Origin of the sequence: Furfurilactobacillus rossiae DSM 15814, from assembly GCF_000428925.1 — a bacterium.
In the GTDB taxonomy this organism is placed as follows: Bacteria; Bacillota; Bacilli; order Lactobacillales; family Lactobacillaceae; genus Furfurilactobacillus; species Furfurilactobacillus rossiae.
In genome coordinates this window covers 82,152-98,499 of sequence record NZ_AUAW01000005.1, presented here as the reverse complement: position 1 = coordinate 98,499, position 16,348 = coordinate 82,152, and the positions used below count along the sequence as shown (strand labels likewise).

Below are 16,348 nucleotides of genomic sequence, written 5' to 3'. Positions count from 1 at the left end.
AGTGAACAAAATGGCATCTAGTATCCAAGAAATTGTGAATTTCAAAGTCGCTCATGGATATTCAAATAAGCCTAATAACTTTGTTCAGGTAATGTCTCTTCACGATTATCATAATTTGTGGATTACCTGGTTAGCAATTTTGGGAACCAAAAATAATATTATTTGCTTTGAGGATCAAGGGTTGGTACTCATTCCATCGACATTTTCAGGAAAAATTATTGGGGAACCAAAATTAATTCCAATCAATCAAATTTTAGGCGTCGAATTTAAAAGAAGAATTTCAACAACCTTAATTCATTTTTCGGGTGAAAACACTGGAATAGACTTTGTCGCATCAAACTTTACAGCCGTAATCCCATGGCAGAAAAGTAACCTACTACACCTTGGAGGAAATAAATAATGAAATACTGTCAACAATGTGGAGCAAAAAATAAAGCGGATGCAAAATTTTGTGTTAACTGTGGTGCTACTTTTAATCAGACGGATGATACACAACACGAAGCGCAATCTGGCTCATCATATGAACAATCATACTCACCGCACGCTCAACAACCTCAGCCTGCGCAGGTTCAAAATTTTAATGATGCTGCTAACCAAACTAATAACAACTCAAGACTTTTCTTAATCCTCGGCTGGATGTCAGCTGCCGTTTCGCTATTTTTCATTCCCATTATTTTTGGTGGTATTGGTGTGGCCTTGGGATTTGCAGCACGTAAGAAAAATGAAACACAGGGATTGATTCTAATTGTTGCGTCAATCATTTGCGGAATTCTTGGAGTTGTTCTTGGAGCTATAATCGGGTCTTCAACTTATTAAACTTTTAAACCTCGTACTCTAAAAAATCATCACAAGCACATAATTACCCCTCCCCTAAAACGCATGCTAAACTCGTACTCATACTTAGCAAACACAAGGAGGAATAACTATGATTACAATTTTCCATAACGAACTTGGCCATCACAGCATTCACTTCCCTAAAGGTAAATACATCACATTTAACCTGATTCACCCGGCGCCAACTGCCGCTTACCGCATTGAAATTCTGGACACTAACTTGGATGGCGTTAAACGCCTGCAATTACGTTTCAGTCACCTCGGTCAGATTTTCAAACTGCGCGACCAACAACTTAGTTTCCAACTCATCTAGTTGACTCACTCCCCCTCAATGAGGCATCTAGATGTTGTGGCTCCATAAAATGGGCTTTCACAGCCATTTTATGGAGCCTTTTCTTTGCTCTGACACGGTTTTACCGTTGAAATTCAAAAATTATAGCAAATCGTTTTCATTCATTTTCACAACTTTCATATACAATATATAGATTTTTCAAAAAAGTTTTCACATCATCTTGTGTCCACCACAAAATAGCTCTCAACGCCGCCATTACGGTCTCAAATCACCACGTACTGGTAACCCATGCTACATACAATAAGCGTTTAACAGGCATTTTGTTTTCCACGGTCTGGGTGCTAACATATCTATCAGTGCGTTGCGGGCCTGAATCTTTTACTTCTACCGGGCCACAAATACAAATCATAGAATGGAGATCTTTTCATGCGTCACGTTACCAATTATTTTAAGTTTCTCGGCCACCAGTTAACTGGCTGGCACAAAGCTTCATACTGGCTCTTCGGTTTTTCATTAGGTGCCCAAGTGATGACCTTAGTTTCAAACCCCTTCAGTTTGGTTAGTCTGATCACGTTCATCGGGACGACACTTGGGGTACTTTGTATCTTAGCCATCAACCAAGCTAAGAGTGTTAACGGTTTGCTTGGTGTATTATCAGCACTTTGCTTTATTTATGTTGGTTTTTCTGCCAAAAACTACCTGTCCATCGGTGAACAGATTGTTTACATGGCCACACTTGACCTGCCAGTTTTGCTAAGCCCAAGCTGGAACAAAAACATGGTCAGCAAAATTCGTTCATTTACATGGCGCAGTACCACAGTTGCTATTATTGCTACATTAGTTGTTTACGGGATCTCCGGTTACGTCATTGGCGCAGTTACCAACGACCCTCGTCCCTGGATTGATGCCATTTCATTCAGTATCTCCGCTTGTGCCGGTGTCATCTGCTTCATGCGGTTCAAACAACAATACATTTGGTGGGTTGCGTCTGGTTTAGCCCAAATGGTTTTGTGGGCCGTTTCCTTCCGTCAAGGTGACGCTACGTTAGCCATGTTTGTTAACAGTTCTGTCTACTTGATGAATGACTTCTTAGCTTTCACTATCTCCCCTTGGTACAACAAAAAGAACCAAGCTGCTGAAGCTAAGAAAGAAACAGCCTACTTCGAACAAATGGAAGCTGTTCACCAGAACTAGTTTTCGTATCAACACATAGATAGAGCAACGCACAGCTAAATTTATCGAACGAACCCCGGCAATTTTAAAGTTGTCGGGGTTTTCTCGTGCCACTTACGGCTATTTCTATAGATTTGGGCATAAGACTTCAGTTTTAATTTGGTGAAATTGCCGCGAGTGTGAAACAAAGCACTGTCCTTTGTTCATCTAACTAAAAAAATACGACGTTCATGAGAAAGCCCCATAAACGTCGCATTTGAATTATCTGAGAAAGCCGGTCGCCCTCTCCTAATATCAATTCTATTTCTCCGTTAAATTAACGGTCATCATCCGTTTGACTGGTGCTTTGCTGCTTAAGGCCACTTCCTGTCCGTCACAGTAAATTGTCACCTGATCACCCTCAATCAGGCTAAAGTGCGCTTGATTACGTGTGATGTGCATTTCAAACTGACTGCCACGATAACGAATCTTGAACGTCAATGCTGACCACTGAACCGGTAAGTGTGGATGAAACTCCAAGCCACGGTCAGCGCGAATCATGCCGGCTACACCTAGCGTCATTTCCATCCAACTAGCACCCATATTGCCGACATGCACGCCGTCTTGGGAATTGCCCTGACTATTGTTTAAATCAGTTAAGATTGATTCGGCAATATAACGGTACGCTTTGTGATGCGCTAAAATTCGATGAGCCAGAATACTAAAGATTGGTCGCGATAACGATGAATCGTGTGTCGTTAATGGCTCATAGTAATCAAAATCACGTTTGAGCTGTTCAATATCTTGATCAGCCGGGAACAATAAGTCACTCATCAGTGTATCAGCTTGCTTGTTGACTTGATGGCGATACAAACGCATTGGGTGGTAATGAAGTAACAATGGGTAATTATCCCGCGGCGTCTGGTCAAATGGCCAAATCTCCATGTTAAAGGCACCATCATCCTGCATCTTGACACCGAGTTCTTTATCAAACGGCAGGTACATGCTATCTGCAATGTGTGTAAAGGACTGTAATTCCTTTTCGGTCACCCCAAGCTCTTCTAACTTGCTTGGATGACTCTTCTTAAGCTGTTTAGCATAGCTAACGGCTAAACGTAAATTGTGTTGAGCCATCCGGTTGGTGTAATAATTATTATTCACCATTGCCGAATATTCATCGGGTCCAGTCACTTTATTAATCACAAACTTACCGCCCTGAGGCCCATCAATACCGAAACTGCCGAAACGCTGCCAGAAGCGCGCCGTCTCCAAGATCAGTTCAAATCCCATTTTTACCAAGAAATCCTGATCATCTGTGACCTGCACGTATTCAGCGACCGCATACGCAATATCCGCGTTAATATGCACAGCCGCCAGACCAGCAGGAAAGTAGGGCGACGCTTCCATCCCGTTGATTGTCCGCCAAGCAAACATTGCCCCGCCGTCCAAGCCAAAGTCCCGGGCCTGACGTCGCGCCTCGTCCAACGTATGGTAACGGTACGTTAGCAACGCCCGGGCCATTTGTGGATCTGTATAAATGAAGGCCGGTAGCATAAACATTTCGGTATCCCAGAAATAATGCCCTTCATAACCTGCCCCGGTGAGTCCTTTGGCCGGAATGCTGGTCTTCCCATCGTGACCAGCAGACTGATGCAGATGGAAGAGATTAAAGCGAATCCCCTTTTGCGTCTCTGGGTCACCATCAATCCGAATATCCGAATTGTGCCAAAACTCCTGCATCTTGTGGGCAGATTCTGTAAACAAGGTTGAAAACGAATGATGCTCCAGATGTGCGTTTGCGTTTTTCAAGTATTGCGTGTGGTTCATCGCGACATCCATCAGGCTGTGAATCCGCCCAACAGAATAACCGAAGTCAAAGGATTCTGCCAACCCTTGCTGGAGATCAAGATCCATTACGTATTTGGGCATACCGTCCGAACGGTCAAACTTGACCAAGGAGTCTTCGCCCAAATAACGCCACATAAGTACTAGCCCCAATTGACTCCGTTGCGTCGTAATCTGCATAGCCGGAAAGTCTGCATTCAAAAACTGTCGATCCAAAATGTTATTTCGCGACACCGCACGAATATCGCCGTCCCTGGTAAATACCTGGTCAATATAGGGGTGCTGTTTGTACAGCTTTACCGCCCCGCTAAAGTTAATCGGCCGAATGGTGTAGCTGACACAGTAAATGCCATCATCAGCCTGTGACGCAAACGTCGATAAGGATAACTGGAGTATTTTTCCAGAAGGTGTGGTTATCTCAAACAATTCATTGAGTAACCCCGTTTCCATATCAAGGTTTTTATCCACAACTCGAGTGGCAAATGTCGTTTGATCCGATCGTTCTCCATCGACCTCAATGACGAGGTATCGTGGGTCAGGTAACTGAGCGATGGTTTGGTTATTTTCTGGGTAACCCGCGTATGATTCCCCATATGTAATGTGACTCAAGTCATAAAAGCCGTTAACAAATAGGCCAGGCATCCCCTCATCTAATCGCAGGTTCCCCTGTAATGGATTGCTGGCACGCACGCCTAGATGTCCGTTTGCCAACGCGTAGATGGTCTCTAAGAATGAAGCATTACGGTTCGTTAAATCCTGTAAGTGAAGTTGAAACGACTGTTTTTGCTCACTTATTGCCATATGAATTACATCTCCAACAAATCAGCGTTATCATCGTGTTTATCATAGTGCAACCGCTTCAATATGCGCAAGATTTTACCTTTAAACTATTGAATAGTGCTCTAATCACTGTCGGTTGTCACCGTTGATACGCTTGTCGTGGGACCGGTTCAAGCCTGAAAGTCACAGTCTTTCACCTCGTTAGGAAGCCTCGCAAGATCACGAGTCTTCCCAACCGTCCGTGCTGTAAATTCGACAGAATCATTCGAATTAACACCACCTTCACGACTCGGTATCAACGGTGACGCCCACACACAATGGCAAAATCCACACATACTATCATGATTCCCGGCGGTCAATCTTCATTTACATAAACGAATCTATTGTGTAGCCAATAGAACCGGTCAAGGACAAAATTAACAACAGCAAATCAAGATAGTCCAAGACACCGCTTTGATTCGCAGAACGAATACAGAGACGTTTCTTTCAGTTTCAAATCGAAGTCTCAGCATTTCAATGTTCTAAGGGCGAAACCAATTTCACGGACCGGATTCTTCCTAACTAAGCTCACTGTCACAAACTTTAAACATACTTATTTCAAATTCCTTCTTAAAACGACAAAAAAGCCAACGCACGAGGTCGCTAGCCTTTGTCATACTTATTAACAACAAGTGATTCTTATTTATCCAACAGACTTTCAGTTAATTTGTTAGCAAATCCCTGTGGCTTTTGTGCATACCCCAAATGACCGCCGGGAATCGTAGTGATTTGAACATCAATTTTCTGACCAATGGTCTCGTCAACCTTTTGTGGCAGAAAGCCCACGGAATCTGTCCCATTAAGCAGCACCACTTGATTACGATGATCGGCAAAAATTTGCCAATCAATAATTTGGCTCGTATATTGTGATGACTCATATTGCAACCAAAAGAGCATTGATTTCATCTTTTCTTTGTCCGGATGAGAATCCGGTGCCAGTCCCATCATTTGTGCATCCAACGGTTGAATATGCATCTGATTAAATAAATCTGTAACGGCAGAAAAGTCACCCTTTAAAACTCTTTGCACTAAATTATTGGTCGTGTTGCCAAGTGCACCGTTATCATCAAGAACCGTTGTTAACGGACATTCATGAATCGCCACTTTGGCAAAACGTGCTGGTGCATTGGCAAACGCCTCAGCCGCTACAATTGAACCAGAAGATGATCCCATGAGGTAAACAGGGGTTAAAGGATTAAAGGTGTCCGCTAAGGTTAAGACGTCATCGACATCAGCCTTGATGCGAAAACTGCTGTTAGGATTCTTGGCTTCATCCGGCAATGGCACGCCGGGAATTGTTTGACCATAACCGCGTCGATCATAAGTAATCACCGTGAAGTTTGCCTTCAAGAATTGAGTCGTTTGACCAAAGATGTCACCTGTTCCATTTGCACCAGGCACCAAAATCAAGACTGGTCCTTGGCCAATTTTGTTAACATATAATTGCGTTTCATCATTCGTTTTTACAAACATTTTTATCAAATCCTTTCGTTGATGTTAGAAGCTTACAGCCGAAAAGATCTCAAACAAACAACAGATTCACCGAAATGTGTTGCAATTATCGTGGCTGACTTAATTGTTGATGATAAATGGCCATTTTCTGTGCACACGGCGGATTTTGTTGCTTAAGCCACCATGTGATTAACGCAATATGACCACCAATCAGGAACTCGGTTTGAATTGATGGCGGAATCGTCGATGGTTGCGTCAATAATAATCGATGATACCTTTTAGAAACAATGTCCTTCAATCTAACAGTTAAGTCTGGTATCTTTTGATTTTCTAGAAAAGCTTTCAGCACAGTTTGATGATCAGCAGCGTACATATAAAATTTTGTAAAGTCCAGTGAATCATTGTTGCCACGTTCGACTTGTTGTGTGATTTCAGTTAGCATATCTTTTTCCAACCAGCTTAGAAAGTCGTCAAAGTTTAAAAAATGGCGGTAAAAAGTTGACCGGTCAACATCAGCCTTGCGAACTAAGTCTTGAACTGTGATCTGAGTTAATGAGCGTGTCGTTAACAACGCTGCCAACGCAAGCTTAAATTGGGCTAAACTGTTTGTTTTCCCCATTTGGTGTGATTCTCCTATACAACTTTTTAAAATTCAGATTAAGCACAATGTTATCAACCAAAATTGATTCACAAAGGCAGTCTGCCATTTCTACCCTTTTAATAGCCGTCATCCCAGCGATTTTTAAGAGATTAGAAACAAAGCATGATCAGTTTTAAAATCATATTACTTAATCATTGTTCATGCTAAACCTGAATTACTTTTAATATAACATCAAAAAGGAGTGATCAACCGTGGCTACTAAATTCCTTTTAGTTCTTACATTAGTTGTGGAAGCTTTAAAAAATTCCAATCATCGTTGCTTAGAAAACAGCAGTCACGATTTGTTTTTTTGTGTTTTACTGCCATAATTTCAGACATATCGTCAATTACATGAGTCCTTGACAATTCATCTAATTGGTATTTAGATAGAAAAGTGTTTTAATATTAAGTTAGAACAAGTCTAAGGAAGGAGTTGCCTATAGCACAGGTTATTGATGAAGCAGCGGTAAAAGTATTAAAGGACAAACATCTGCGGGTTACCCCGCAACGGCAGATTGTGCTCCATTACCTCATGACACACCACAATCATCCTGACGTTGGCACCATGTTTGACGAACTGAAACCCGTTCACCAAGGACTAAGCTTGGCAACGATTTACAATACGTTAAATACGTTAGTCGAAACAGGGATTGTGATTGAATTAGAAAACGGTGATGCCGGAACACACTATGACTACTTTGGCCGGCCACATTTTCACGCCGTTTGTCAGAACTGTGGGAAGATTACGGACATCTTTTATGATGATTTCGCTAATCTGGAAAGCGCTGCGGTTAAACAGTCTGGTTACATGATTACCGAAGATCACATCGAACTCTATGGTTATTGTCCAGATTGCCAACGCAAACTGGGACTAACACCAGATGTAAAATAAATCAGATATAAATAAAAAATCGTCGCTCACAATTAATGTGAACGACGATTTTTCTTACTCCTACTTCGTTGGTGCCTGTTTACCACGCGGTAAGGTAAACGTTAATGCCAAACCTAAGATTCCGATAATCAGAAAAGTTAAGAACGTCATCTGATAACCAGTCAGTGTAGCCTGATGTAAACCTTGAGCAGCCTTATGTGCATCCGTCACCCGCGTCAAAATAATCGTGGCGGCAGCAACCCCTGCCGATCCCAGAATCTGACGAGCAGTCGTTGTCACAGCGGTTCCGTGAGAAATCAGTTTATCCGGCAATGAGTTTGCCCCCAATGTAACGGCTGGCATCATAACAAATGCATTCCCACCTTCAGTCACAATTGAAGCCAAAATCAAGCTAAACACGTTTAAATGACGTGCAAAGATAGTCAGGTAGCCAAACCCAAGCACGATCAAAATCATCCCTGTAAGGACAACGTTTCGTGGTCCAACTCGATCCATCAAATGACCGGATAGTGGGTTCAATAGACTGAGACCCACGGCCGCTGGAACCAGCGACAAACCAGAAAATAGTGCTGAAAGACCAAGCACGTTTTGATAATACAACGGTAGCACAATCGTGGTCACAATCAGTGCAATGTAAGAAGCTCCCGTTAGCAACACACCAGTCGTGAACAAACGGCTGTGGAAGACTCGTAATTCCAATAACGGCTGGTCACGGTGCAACTGACGATAACAAAAGCCAATCAACGCCAGAATACTGATAATTAGCAACGCTGTCAGCCACCAATTAGCACCCTTTACCCCAATTTGATTGAGGACGTATAAGACACCGATGAATCCCAGTGAATAAATAATCGATAGCCAGTCCATTGTCGATCGATTGACTGGCATAACATCTTTAATCGTCCAGAAAGACAGAATAAACACAGCGGTAACCAGCACGAAGAACAACACAAACAGACCACGCCAACTGGCAAACGACAGGACAATCCCAGAAACGATTGGCCCGGTTGCTAAGGCAGATCCCATGATTAGTCCTGCCGTGCCCATCGTTGCTCCCCGATGATCTTCAGGCGTAATTGTCAGCAGCACCGTCTGAAACGATGGAAAGATGATGCCAACGCCAAGTGCCTCAATCAAACGACCAATTAGCAATACTGGGTAATTCGTCGCCGTCATACACAGCAATGTCCCAAACGCAAACATGGCGGTCACCCAACGAAATAACGTTGTGAATTTAACGTTATTCAGTAACCACGGGCTCACGGGAATCATGACACTCATCACCAACATAAAACCAGTCGTCATCCACTGCACTTGCGGTGCTCCGATATTAAACGTGCGCATTAAGGTCGGATATGCAGTCGATAAGGACGATTGACTAATGGACATACTAAATGTGCCCGTTAGTAACGTAATGATGAACCATAATCGATTATAAACGTGCCCCCTATTGTCGACACTCGCTGTTGCCTCTTTCTCACTCATACAAATGCACTTCTCTCTATGTGTTCGCCGACTCACATAAAAACGGCGTCTGAATTATTCAAGACGCCGCTCATATTAGCCAACGATTAATTTAATTTTGGTTCGTTCGGTTGTTAACATCATCCATGCTTAACAAATGGAACGTTTGTGGGTGGTCTGGATCATAAGCCTCAATCTGGGCCATCATCCCTGTATCCTCGTGTTCCAAAATGTGGCAATGATACATGAAGACCCCAGGCACATCAAACATAACCCGAATTCTGACGGTCTCACCTGCATTAACACCGACAACATCCTTGTAGCCGTGTTCATTTGGATAAGGTGCCTTACCATTCCGTGACAGGACTAAGAAGTGACAGCCATGCATGTGGAACGGATGAATCATGCCACTACCCATGTCATTTGTATTAGTCACATCCCAGTCGACGACATCACCCAACTTCTGTTTGCGGTCAATTCGTTGCATATCAAACAGCTTACCGTCAAGGCGAACTTCGTCGTCCATGCCTGACATAACTGTCTTTTCAACGGGCAAACCTGGCGTTGGTTCCCAATCGGCCAAATCAACCAAGTGATCTGGCAACTGCGTGCTATCTGGTTCAAACTTGCCAATTTCAAACGTCATCAACGGCACATCGTCAGACATCAATTGAACTCTGTCACCTGGTTTGTGATCACCGAAGTCAACGATAACTTCTGCCCGTTCAGCACAGGTCAACATCAACTTAGTCAACTTAACTGGTGCTGGCAAAATGCCGCCATCAGAGCCAACCTGAGTGAATTCGTGATCATCACTGAAGTGCAAACGGTATTCACGCCGGTCAGCACCGTTCAAAATTCGTAACCGAACCCGTTGCGTCGTGACCTTAAAGACACCATTAACGGTGCCGTTAACTAACGGCGTGTCACCTAACGTACCGTCCACGTCATAATCGGCATCATAATCCAATTGATTGTCGTGATAACTACGATCTTGCAAGATAACTGGAATGTCATCAACGCCATAATTGCGTGGGAATGGTAGTTTACTCTCTACGTCGTCAGTCACAACAACTGCCGCTGCCAAGCCGTTCCAGACCTGACGAGCAGTGTTCGGACATGGGTGCGGGTGAATCCAGTCCGTTTGGGCCGGTTGATTCAAGATGAAGTCAATATCACGAGATTCACCAGGATAAATTGGCGCATGTGGTCCACCGTCTGTGACAGGGCCAGGCACATTGAGACCATGCCAGTGCAATGTCGTCACTTCAGGTAATTCATTGACGATATGCACGTGATAATGGATACCATCCTTCAACACAACCGTTTGACCCAGCAAGGATGCATTGTAGCCCCACGTCTTCGTCTTAGCACCGGGTAAAATTTGTGTTTCACCAGCTTGCGCGCGAATGGTGTACCAAACATCATTGCCATCCACTTTGTCTGGTTTTAATACACTCGGAATTGTTAAGGGCTTCTCCGGCACATCCGGTACCTTCAACGGCACATAACCCCCGTCATGCAAATCATAAACAGGTTCATCGTAAAAATAATCGTTGTAAACCTTCTGTTCACTCATGCGAACGCCTCCTATAAATATGTATCATGGTTTTGACTTGCGAAAAGCACACCAGCAATCAATGATGGCTTGCAATAACATCCCCACTGCCATCACTTCCATTGCTAGCATGTTCTTGTTAGCAAATACTAAATAAAACAGAAACGCATACAAAATCACGAAAAAAATCGTGATGGGTTTAGAACCAGTTCCCATAACTCCACCTCCCGAGTACATTGTATTCATTCTAAGTTAAAATGTCATCGCAGAAGGCTGAAAAATTTCAATTTAATTTGGATTATAGATCTAAATCACTTAATCTAAACTCATCGCTTTCCTGGTCTGTCGTCGGAATTGACTGATCAATCACATATTTGTTTTTCTCCAAAAAAGCGCGAACTTTGAAGCTGGAAGCCAATTTAAAACAGGTCTCTGCATTTTTGACATCAATGCCCGTTAGCTCAGTTATATGCATCAGTCGATTTCTAAGAGTATTAGGATGAACAAAGAGTGACTTAGCCGTTTGCGTCAAATTGCATGTAGACTCGAGATATACATCTAAAGTTTTGACAAGTTCCGTATGATTCTGTTTATCGTAAACCATGAGCGCCCTTAAAGCCGGATTAATAAAAAACGGTAAAATTTCAATATGATGTACTCGCGCTAACACAAGATCAAAAAATTCGTCTTCGCAAAAAACAACTGTTTCTTCATGATCCCGCAATTTCGAAGTTCGTGTGCAAACCATATTGGCTGCAATGGTGTCCTCCGGTCTAGTGTAATAGTTCGATACAATGAATCGACAACCAGCCTGTTCGGCCACTTTTGTCAATTTATTTTTAAACGAGTCACAGTTATAGGCCTGTAAACCAATGGAGATAAGTGCTAAACACTGATGATGAAAAATTGTAAACAAACATTGTTTAAACAATGGTGTCATCAAATATTTTAACCGTTCCTTAAGTGCGGTCGCTGATTGCCCAGATTCAGGTTCACAACGAATTAATACCATCGCATCTGGCAAGGTTACGTGCTGCTTCGCAAACTGGGCTGGAAATAAACTGCGCTGTTGTTCCGTTAATAACATTGTCAGTAGTTCATCTCGTGGCGAAGACGCTGATAAGGTGACATGTTGTTTAATCATCACTTGGCCTAACACTTCCGCCAGCATCGGCAACATTGTAACTACTTTCGCGTTTAGCGGTGTTTGAACCGTAGCCATAGCAAGATAGCCTAAGGACTGCTCATGATTAGTAATCGATGTTACTAAAACTGGTATTGTTTGTGCAGCAGTAGCTAACCGTCGTAAATGAATCTTCAATCCATAGCTATTAGCCAAATCACGTTGTTGAAATAACCATGATTCGCCATGGATGGGTTTAAATGCACTTTCAAGAGTAGTTGTCATTGACTCATCAGTTGCTATCGTTGAAATAATTTTGCCACTTAAGTCAAATAAAATTAATGGATTTTCCAGCATTTCACTAATTTGACGAATGCAGGTACCAAAATCATCATTTATGGCGTTAATGGCCTGTTTACTAACATTGTGCTGGACAACTGTTTTTAGCATTAATAAATCCGCAATATCGTTAAACAACTGTAGAATGTCCTTATCGTCAACAGCTTGATTTGAACTACGGCGATGGTTGATCTGTCCCAAGACAAAGTCGTCTAGCCTTATAGTTAAAGTCCCGTCGTCATTTTTTACAACACCTAACGTGCCATATTCGTTAGCTTTAACAGAAGCATTAAGCAATTTCACATTCTCAATGCTCTTGTCACTAATTTCTTGCGATACATCAACACTAAGCTCCCAATTCGTAGCGATATGTTTAAGCAATTCTTTTAATTTCATCGTTTCATCCTTTCAATGATCTCTTCAGGGACGACGTGTTTAACGTATTAAAGTCACAAATGATAGCACTTTCATACTTAATCGTACCTAATGTAAGCGCTACCGTAAAGACGTAAAAAGTCATGTAGGATATTGTGTATTTCCTGTAATCATTTAATCTTGTTGATTAAAGCCTAAAAAATTCTGTAAGCTTTTACGGGCAAAGTTATGTTCATTATGAATAACGCCTTGGCTTGAACTGGTAATCAATAAACAATCTGGCATTCATCGTAGCCATCCGGTAGATGAAATTTATCCCATTCAGCCGGTATAGTTAAGGTATCGGCTTGACAAGCGTACAGGCCCAGTCTCTCCGTAAGCATCGAACTGAATGATTGTCCTTTAATGAAATACTTAAAATGTCGTTTGATAAAATTAAAAAACAACAAATGGTTGTCGAGTTTTTAAGCTCAGCAACCATTTGTTTTAAATTGTTTAATTTATCTGAAAGACCGCAGACTAAAGAAAGTCAGTCAACGTCTTGGCGTCATAGCGGTCAGTGTGAAGAATATCCTTGCTCTTATCAGCTTTACCGACAGCAACAGCCATTACCGGAACGAAACGCTTTGGGTCTAACCCGACAGCCGGAATGATCTTTTCGAAATCATATCCAGACCAAGCATTAGCGTCATAGCCATGTGCCCGAGCAATTAACAATAGCTGCATACCCACAACAGAGCCATCAATAGTTGCATCTAAGGTCAGAAAATCACGAGATGCATTTTCATAGAGTGGTAGGAAGGTTCCTAAAATCTGGTCCAAACGTGCTTTATCAATTTTGCTGTCTTTATAAACTTTTGTCCAAACGTCACGATAAACTTCGTGTGACTGCGTGTCACCTGCAATAAAAATAATTGCAGATGAAGAATCAATTTGAGGATAGTTAAATTTCATGGCAGCGGATTTTAACTTTTCTTTTGCTTCCGGCGTGTCAATGACCACAAAATGCCATGATTGCAGATTACATGCCGATGGTGCTGAAGTGGCCTCTGAAATCATTTTTTGCAATTCATCACGTGAAATTTTTACCGATGGATCAAAGTTACGAACTGAATGACGATCGAACATAACATTCGAGAAATCATTGTTAACCAATTTTTTTGTCTCTGTTGCTTCTGACATCATCATTGCCTCTTTCGTTTATAATGTTCGTGCCCAACTAACTAATTAAATAGTAATGGTATCGCTTTCATTTAGCAACCTAAAGCCTAAATCATGTAAGTCGTTGCAGCTGGGTTGATGACACCACGGTCATAGTGGCCTGTAATCAAGTATGGCGCCATCTTGTCAGCATCAACTGACTCTAGCTTCAAGGTGTTGTACATGGTCGATGTAGCAAAGTGGAACCATGCAGCACCAAGTGGCTTAAGCACTGGTAATTCGCCAAATGGATCGTCATCAGTGGAGTCAACCTTAATGGACAGGCTCCCTGGTTCAACCCTGTCAGCCAAGTTGCGCATTTGCGTCGAAACTAACTCAACGTTTGTAAAGTGATTTGTCCCATCTTCATGTTGATCCAAGTCGTAGTTAAAGAAGAATGAGCTCATTTCAGCCTCTTTGTTCAGTGCCAATTGACCCGCAAATTGTTTCATGATAGAAGGGTCATTTAATTCACCTGCTGTCCAAGAAAGGTCTAATAGACGTTTGCCATGACGATCAACAACTGCACTGGCAGAATTGTCGTTGCGTCGTAATTCAATATTGTCAGCTAACTTCTTTGGAATGCCGGCACCTTCACGGCCGGCAGTCAGACCAGCCTCAGCACCAGGGCCATGTAGCAATAATTCAAGTGGATAAGCGCCCATCATCTTACCTTGATAACTAACAAGAACAAATAAACTCTGTTCCAAATAGGGTGCACCGAATGTTGGTTTACCCATGTGAACAACGTAACCACAAACAACTGGTGCCATCAATTGCAGTGGTGCAGGAATCAATTTCTTTAAGATTGCCTCGTCAGTTGCATATGCAAACCCAATCCCCTCTTGATCATTCATACTTGGTGACTTCAAAAAGTTTTTTACGTCTTCTTCACTTGCAACAAAACTAGCCATAATTAATCTTCCTTTCATTAACAAAAGTCATTTTAAACAGGTACTTTACGATTACATAATGCCATCCATGACATGAACATCAGGTGCACCGTTGTTAACAATGCGGTTTACCCGGTCGGAAATCAGTGGGTTGTATTCTGGGTGAGTCAAAATGTAGAAGTCGTTGTTTTCAAGTGCCTTAAAGACTGTGTCAGCGATAGTGTCAATTGGCTTACCATTTGTAATTACATACTTGGCAAATTGTTGACCTTTCAAGTAAGCTTCACTTGAGTAGTAAGGGTCAGATGGATCACTGTATTGTGCTGGACGGTGATTTTCAGTGTGATAAAGGTCCGTTTGAACAAATCCTGGACACATAACGTGCATTTCAATGTCGGCGTTAATGCGTTGAAGGTCATAAGCAGTTGCCTCTGTCATCCCTACAGCGGCAAACTTGCTGGCGTGGTAAGAAGGCATCCCTGGTGTGTCAACGAGTCCGGCAATGGAAGCAACGTTCAGAATGTCAGCGTGTGTCTTTTGCTTCAACATAATTGGAATAATCCGCTTCATTGCATAAACCTGGCTCATCACGTTGATATGCATGATCCATTCCCAATCACGGGTCGGTAACTCCCACATCCGTCCTGGCAATGCGATACCGGCGTTATTGATTAATAAATCAATTTGATTAAACTTAGCCATCGTTTGATCAACTGCATCGTTAACAGCATCCTCTTTGGTGATATCCGCGGTAATCATAATGGCGTCAGCACCAGCATCCGTGACATTCTTGTATGTTTCCTTTAATGCTGGCTCATCGATATCAACTATTGCCAACTTCATGCCCCGACGAGCACCCTCTTCAGCAATAACCTGGCCAAACCCGTGTGCGGCACCAGTAATAAACATAACCTTATCCTTAAAATCCTTCATAACACTGCTCCTCCTAAACGTTTTCACGACGCTCTAGAAATCGTTATTGTTGTGCTTATGAACGTTATGAGTACGTTTTAATATAATAATTTTTGTGAGCTTATTACCAAAAAATCCCCTGGAGATATTCAAACGTTATGTAACTAACTCTTGAATACACCTATATGTTAGCGCTTACACTAAACTTCAATAAGGGACAATCCATACAATAATCTGTAGATAGGACTGTACCTTTTTCACATTGTCGGAATAAAGAGCTGATAATCAAGGAATTATCAACTGTTGAGTAGGAAAACAAAATTAGCTTTATGAGAGTTTGTCGAGTTTCTTCTTTATCAACTGAATAAACTAAAGTATGTCAGTGATGATGCTAATACCCGTTTTCTGCTTCATAGTCGTAACGCGCTTTGACACCCCAGAGACCTGTTCGGCAACAAACCCAATTTTTTCTATTACATTATCGCAAACGCGCTCTCACCCACCGAAGTCTGTGCATAACCCGTTTTCCTGCTTCATAGTCATAACGCGCTTCGACAC

15 protein-coding genes are annotated in these 16,348 nt (G+C 42.3%); 5 read left to right on the top strand and 10 right to left on the bottom strand.

Annotation, left to right across the window (positions count from 1 at the left end):
• The first annotated feature begins 10 nt into the window (after positions 1-10).
• The 4 genes from G400_RS0104030 (at position 11) to pnuC (ending at position 2,320) form a co-directional block, all read left to right on the top strand.
• The gene (locus G400_RS0104030; protein ID WP_017262199.1) at positions 11-400 is read left to right on the top strand and encodes a hypothetical protein; all 390 of its coding nucleotides are present in this window, start codon (positions 11-13) and stop codon (positions 398-400) included.
• Positions 400-816: a zinc ribbon domain-containing protein gene (locus G400_RS16235; RefSeq protein WP_017262198.1), complete on the top strand. Its 417-nt coding sequence runs from the start codon at positions 400-402 to the stop codon at positions 814-816. Before G400_RS0104030 ends, G400_RS16235 begins: the two co-directional genes overlap by 1 nt.
• 109 nt (positions 817-925) lie before the next feature.
• Positions 926-1,147, top strand: coding sequence for a hypothetical protein (locus tag G400_RS0104020; RefSeq protein ID WP_017262197.1), 222 nt, complete (start codon positions 926-928; stop codon positions 1,145-1,147).
• 405 nt (positions 1,148-1,552) lie between these two features.
• The gene (pnuC, locus tag G400_RS0104015; RefSeq protein WP_017262196.1) at positions 1,553-2,320 is read left to right on the top strand and encodes a nicotinamide riboside transporter PnuC; all 768 of its coding nucleotides are present in this window, start codon (positions 1,553-1,555) and stop codon (positions 2,318-2,320) included.
• 279 nt (positions 2,321-2,599) lie between these two features.
• Here pnuC and G400_RS0104010 read toward each other — a convergent pair whose 3' ends face one another.
• The 3 genes from G400_RS0104010 to G400_RS15650 form a co-directional block, all read right to left on the bottom strand.
• A complete protein-coding gene (locus tag G400_RS0104010) occupies positions 2,600-4,924 on the bottom strand; it encodes a glycoside hydrolase family 65 protein (RefSeq protein WP_017262195.1) in 2,325 nt (774 codons plus the stop codon).
• Between the two features lie 657 nt (positions 4,925-5,581).
• Positions 5,582-6,415 (bottom strand): alpha/beta hydrolase, encoded by an 834-nt coding sequence (locus G400_RS0104005; RefSeq protein ID WP_017262194.1) that lies wholly within the window; start codon positions 6,413-6,415, stop codon positions 5,582-5,584.
• Positions 6,416-6,500: 85 nt separating this feature from the next.
• Complete coding sequence (locus G400_RS15650) at positions 6,501-7,013, bottom strand: TetR/AcrR family transcriptional regulator (RefSeq protein ID WP_017262193.1); 513 nt, start codon at positions 7,011-7,013, stop codon at positions 6,501-6,503.
• Positions 7,014-7,473: 460 nt separating this feature from the next.
• Here G400_RS15650 and G400_RS0103995 point away from each other — a divergent pair, with 460 nt between their 5' ends.
• Positions 7,474-7,926 carry a Fur family transcriptional regulator gene (locus G400_RS0103995; protein ID WP_026017171.1) on the top strand — a complete coding sequence of 151 codons (453 nt, stop codon included), beginning with the start codon at positions 7,474-7,476 and terminating at the stop codon, positions 7,924-7,926.
• A gap of 60 nt (positions 7,927-7,986) precedes the next feature.
• Here the strand turns inward: G400_RS0103995 and G400_RS0103990 are convergent, their stop codons facing one another.
• From G400_RS0103990 to G400_RS0103960, 7 genes are all read right to left on the bottom strand, one after another.
• A complete protein-coding gene (locus G400_RS0103990; protein WP_017262191.1) occupies positions 7,987-9,411 on the bottom strand; it encodes a DHA2 family efflux MFS transporter permease subunit in 1,425 nt (474 codons plus the stop codon).
• A 91-nt stretch (positions 9,412-9,502) separates the two neighbouring features.
• Positions 9,503-10,969, bottom strand: coding sequence for a multicopper oxidase family protein (locus G400_RS14415; protein ID WP_017262190.1), 1,467 nt, complete (start codon positions 10,967-10,969; stop codon positions 9,503-9,505).
• 24 nt (positions 10,970-10,993) lie between these two features.
• The gene (locus G400_RS16430) at positions 10,994-11,164 is read right to left on the bottom strand and encodes a hypothetical protein (RefSeq protein ID WP_017262189.1); all 171 of its coding nucleotides are present in this window, start codon (positions 11,162-11,164) and stop codon (positions 10,994-10,996) included.
• A gap of 82 nt (positions 11,165-11,246) precedes the next feature.
• Positions 11,247-12,806: a PucR family transcriptional regulator gene (locus G400_RS16230; RefSeq protein WP_017262188.1), complete on the bottom strand. Its 1,560-nt coding sequence runs from the start codon at positions 12,804-12,806 to the stop codon at positions 11,247-11,249.
• Between the two features lie 498 nt (positions 12,807-13,304).
• Positions 13,305-13,967 (bottom strand): nitroreductase family protein, encoded by a 663-nt coding sequence (locus G400_RS0103970; protein WP_017262187.1) that lies wholly within the window; start codon positions 13,965-13,967, stop codon positions 13,305-13,307.
• An 86-nt stretch (positions 13,968-14,053) separates the two neighbouring features.
• Positions 14,054-14,899: an acetoacetate decarboxylase family protein gene (locus G400_RS0103965; protein ID WP_017262186.1), complete on the bottom strand. Its 846-nt coding sequence runs from the start codon at positions 14,897-14,899 to the stop codon at positions 14,054-14,056.
• 51 nt (positions 14,900-14,950) lie between these two features.
• Positions 14,951-15,811, bottom strand: a complete 861-nt coding sequence (locus G400_RS0103960) for an SDR family NAD(P)-dependent oxidoreductase (protein ID WP_017262185.1) — start codon at positions 15,809-15,811, stop codon at positions 14,951-14,953.
• Between the last annotated feature and the right edge of the window lie 537 nt (positions 15,812-16,348).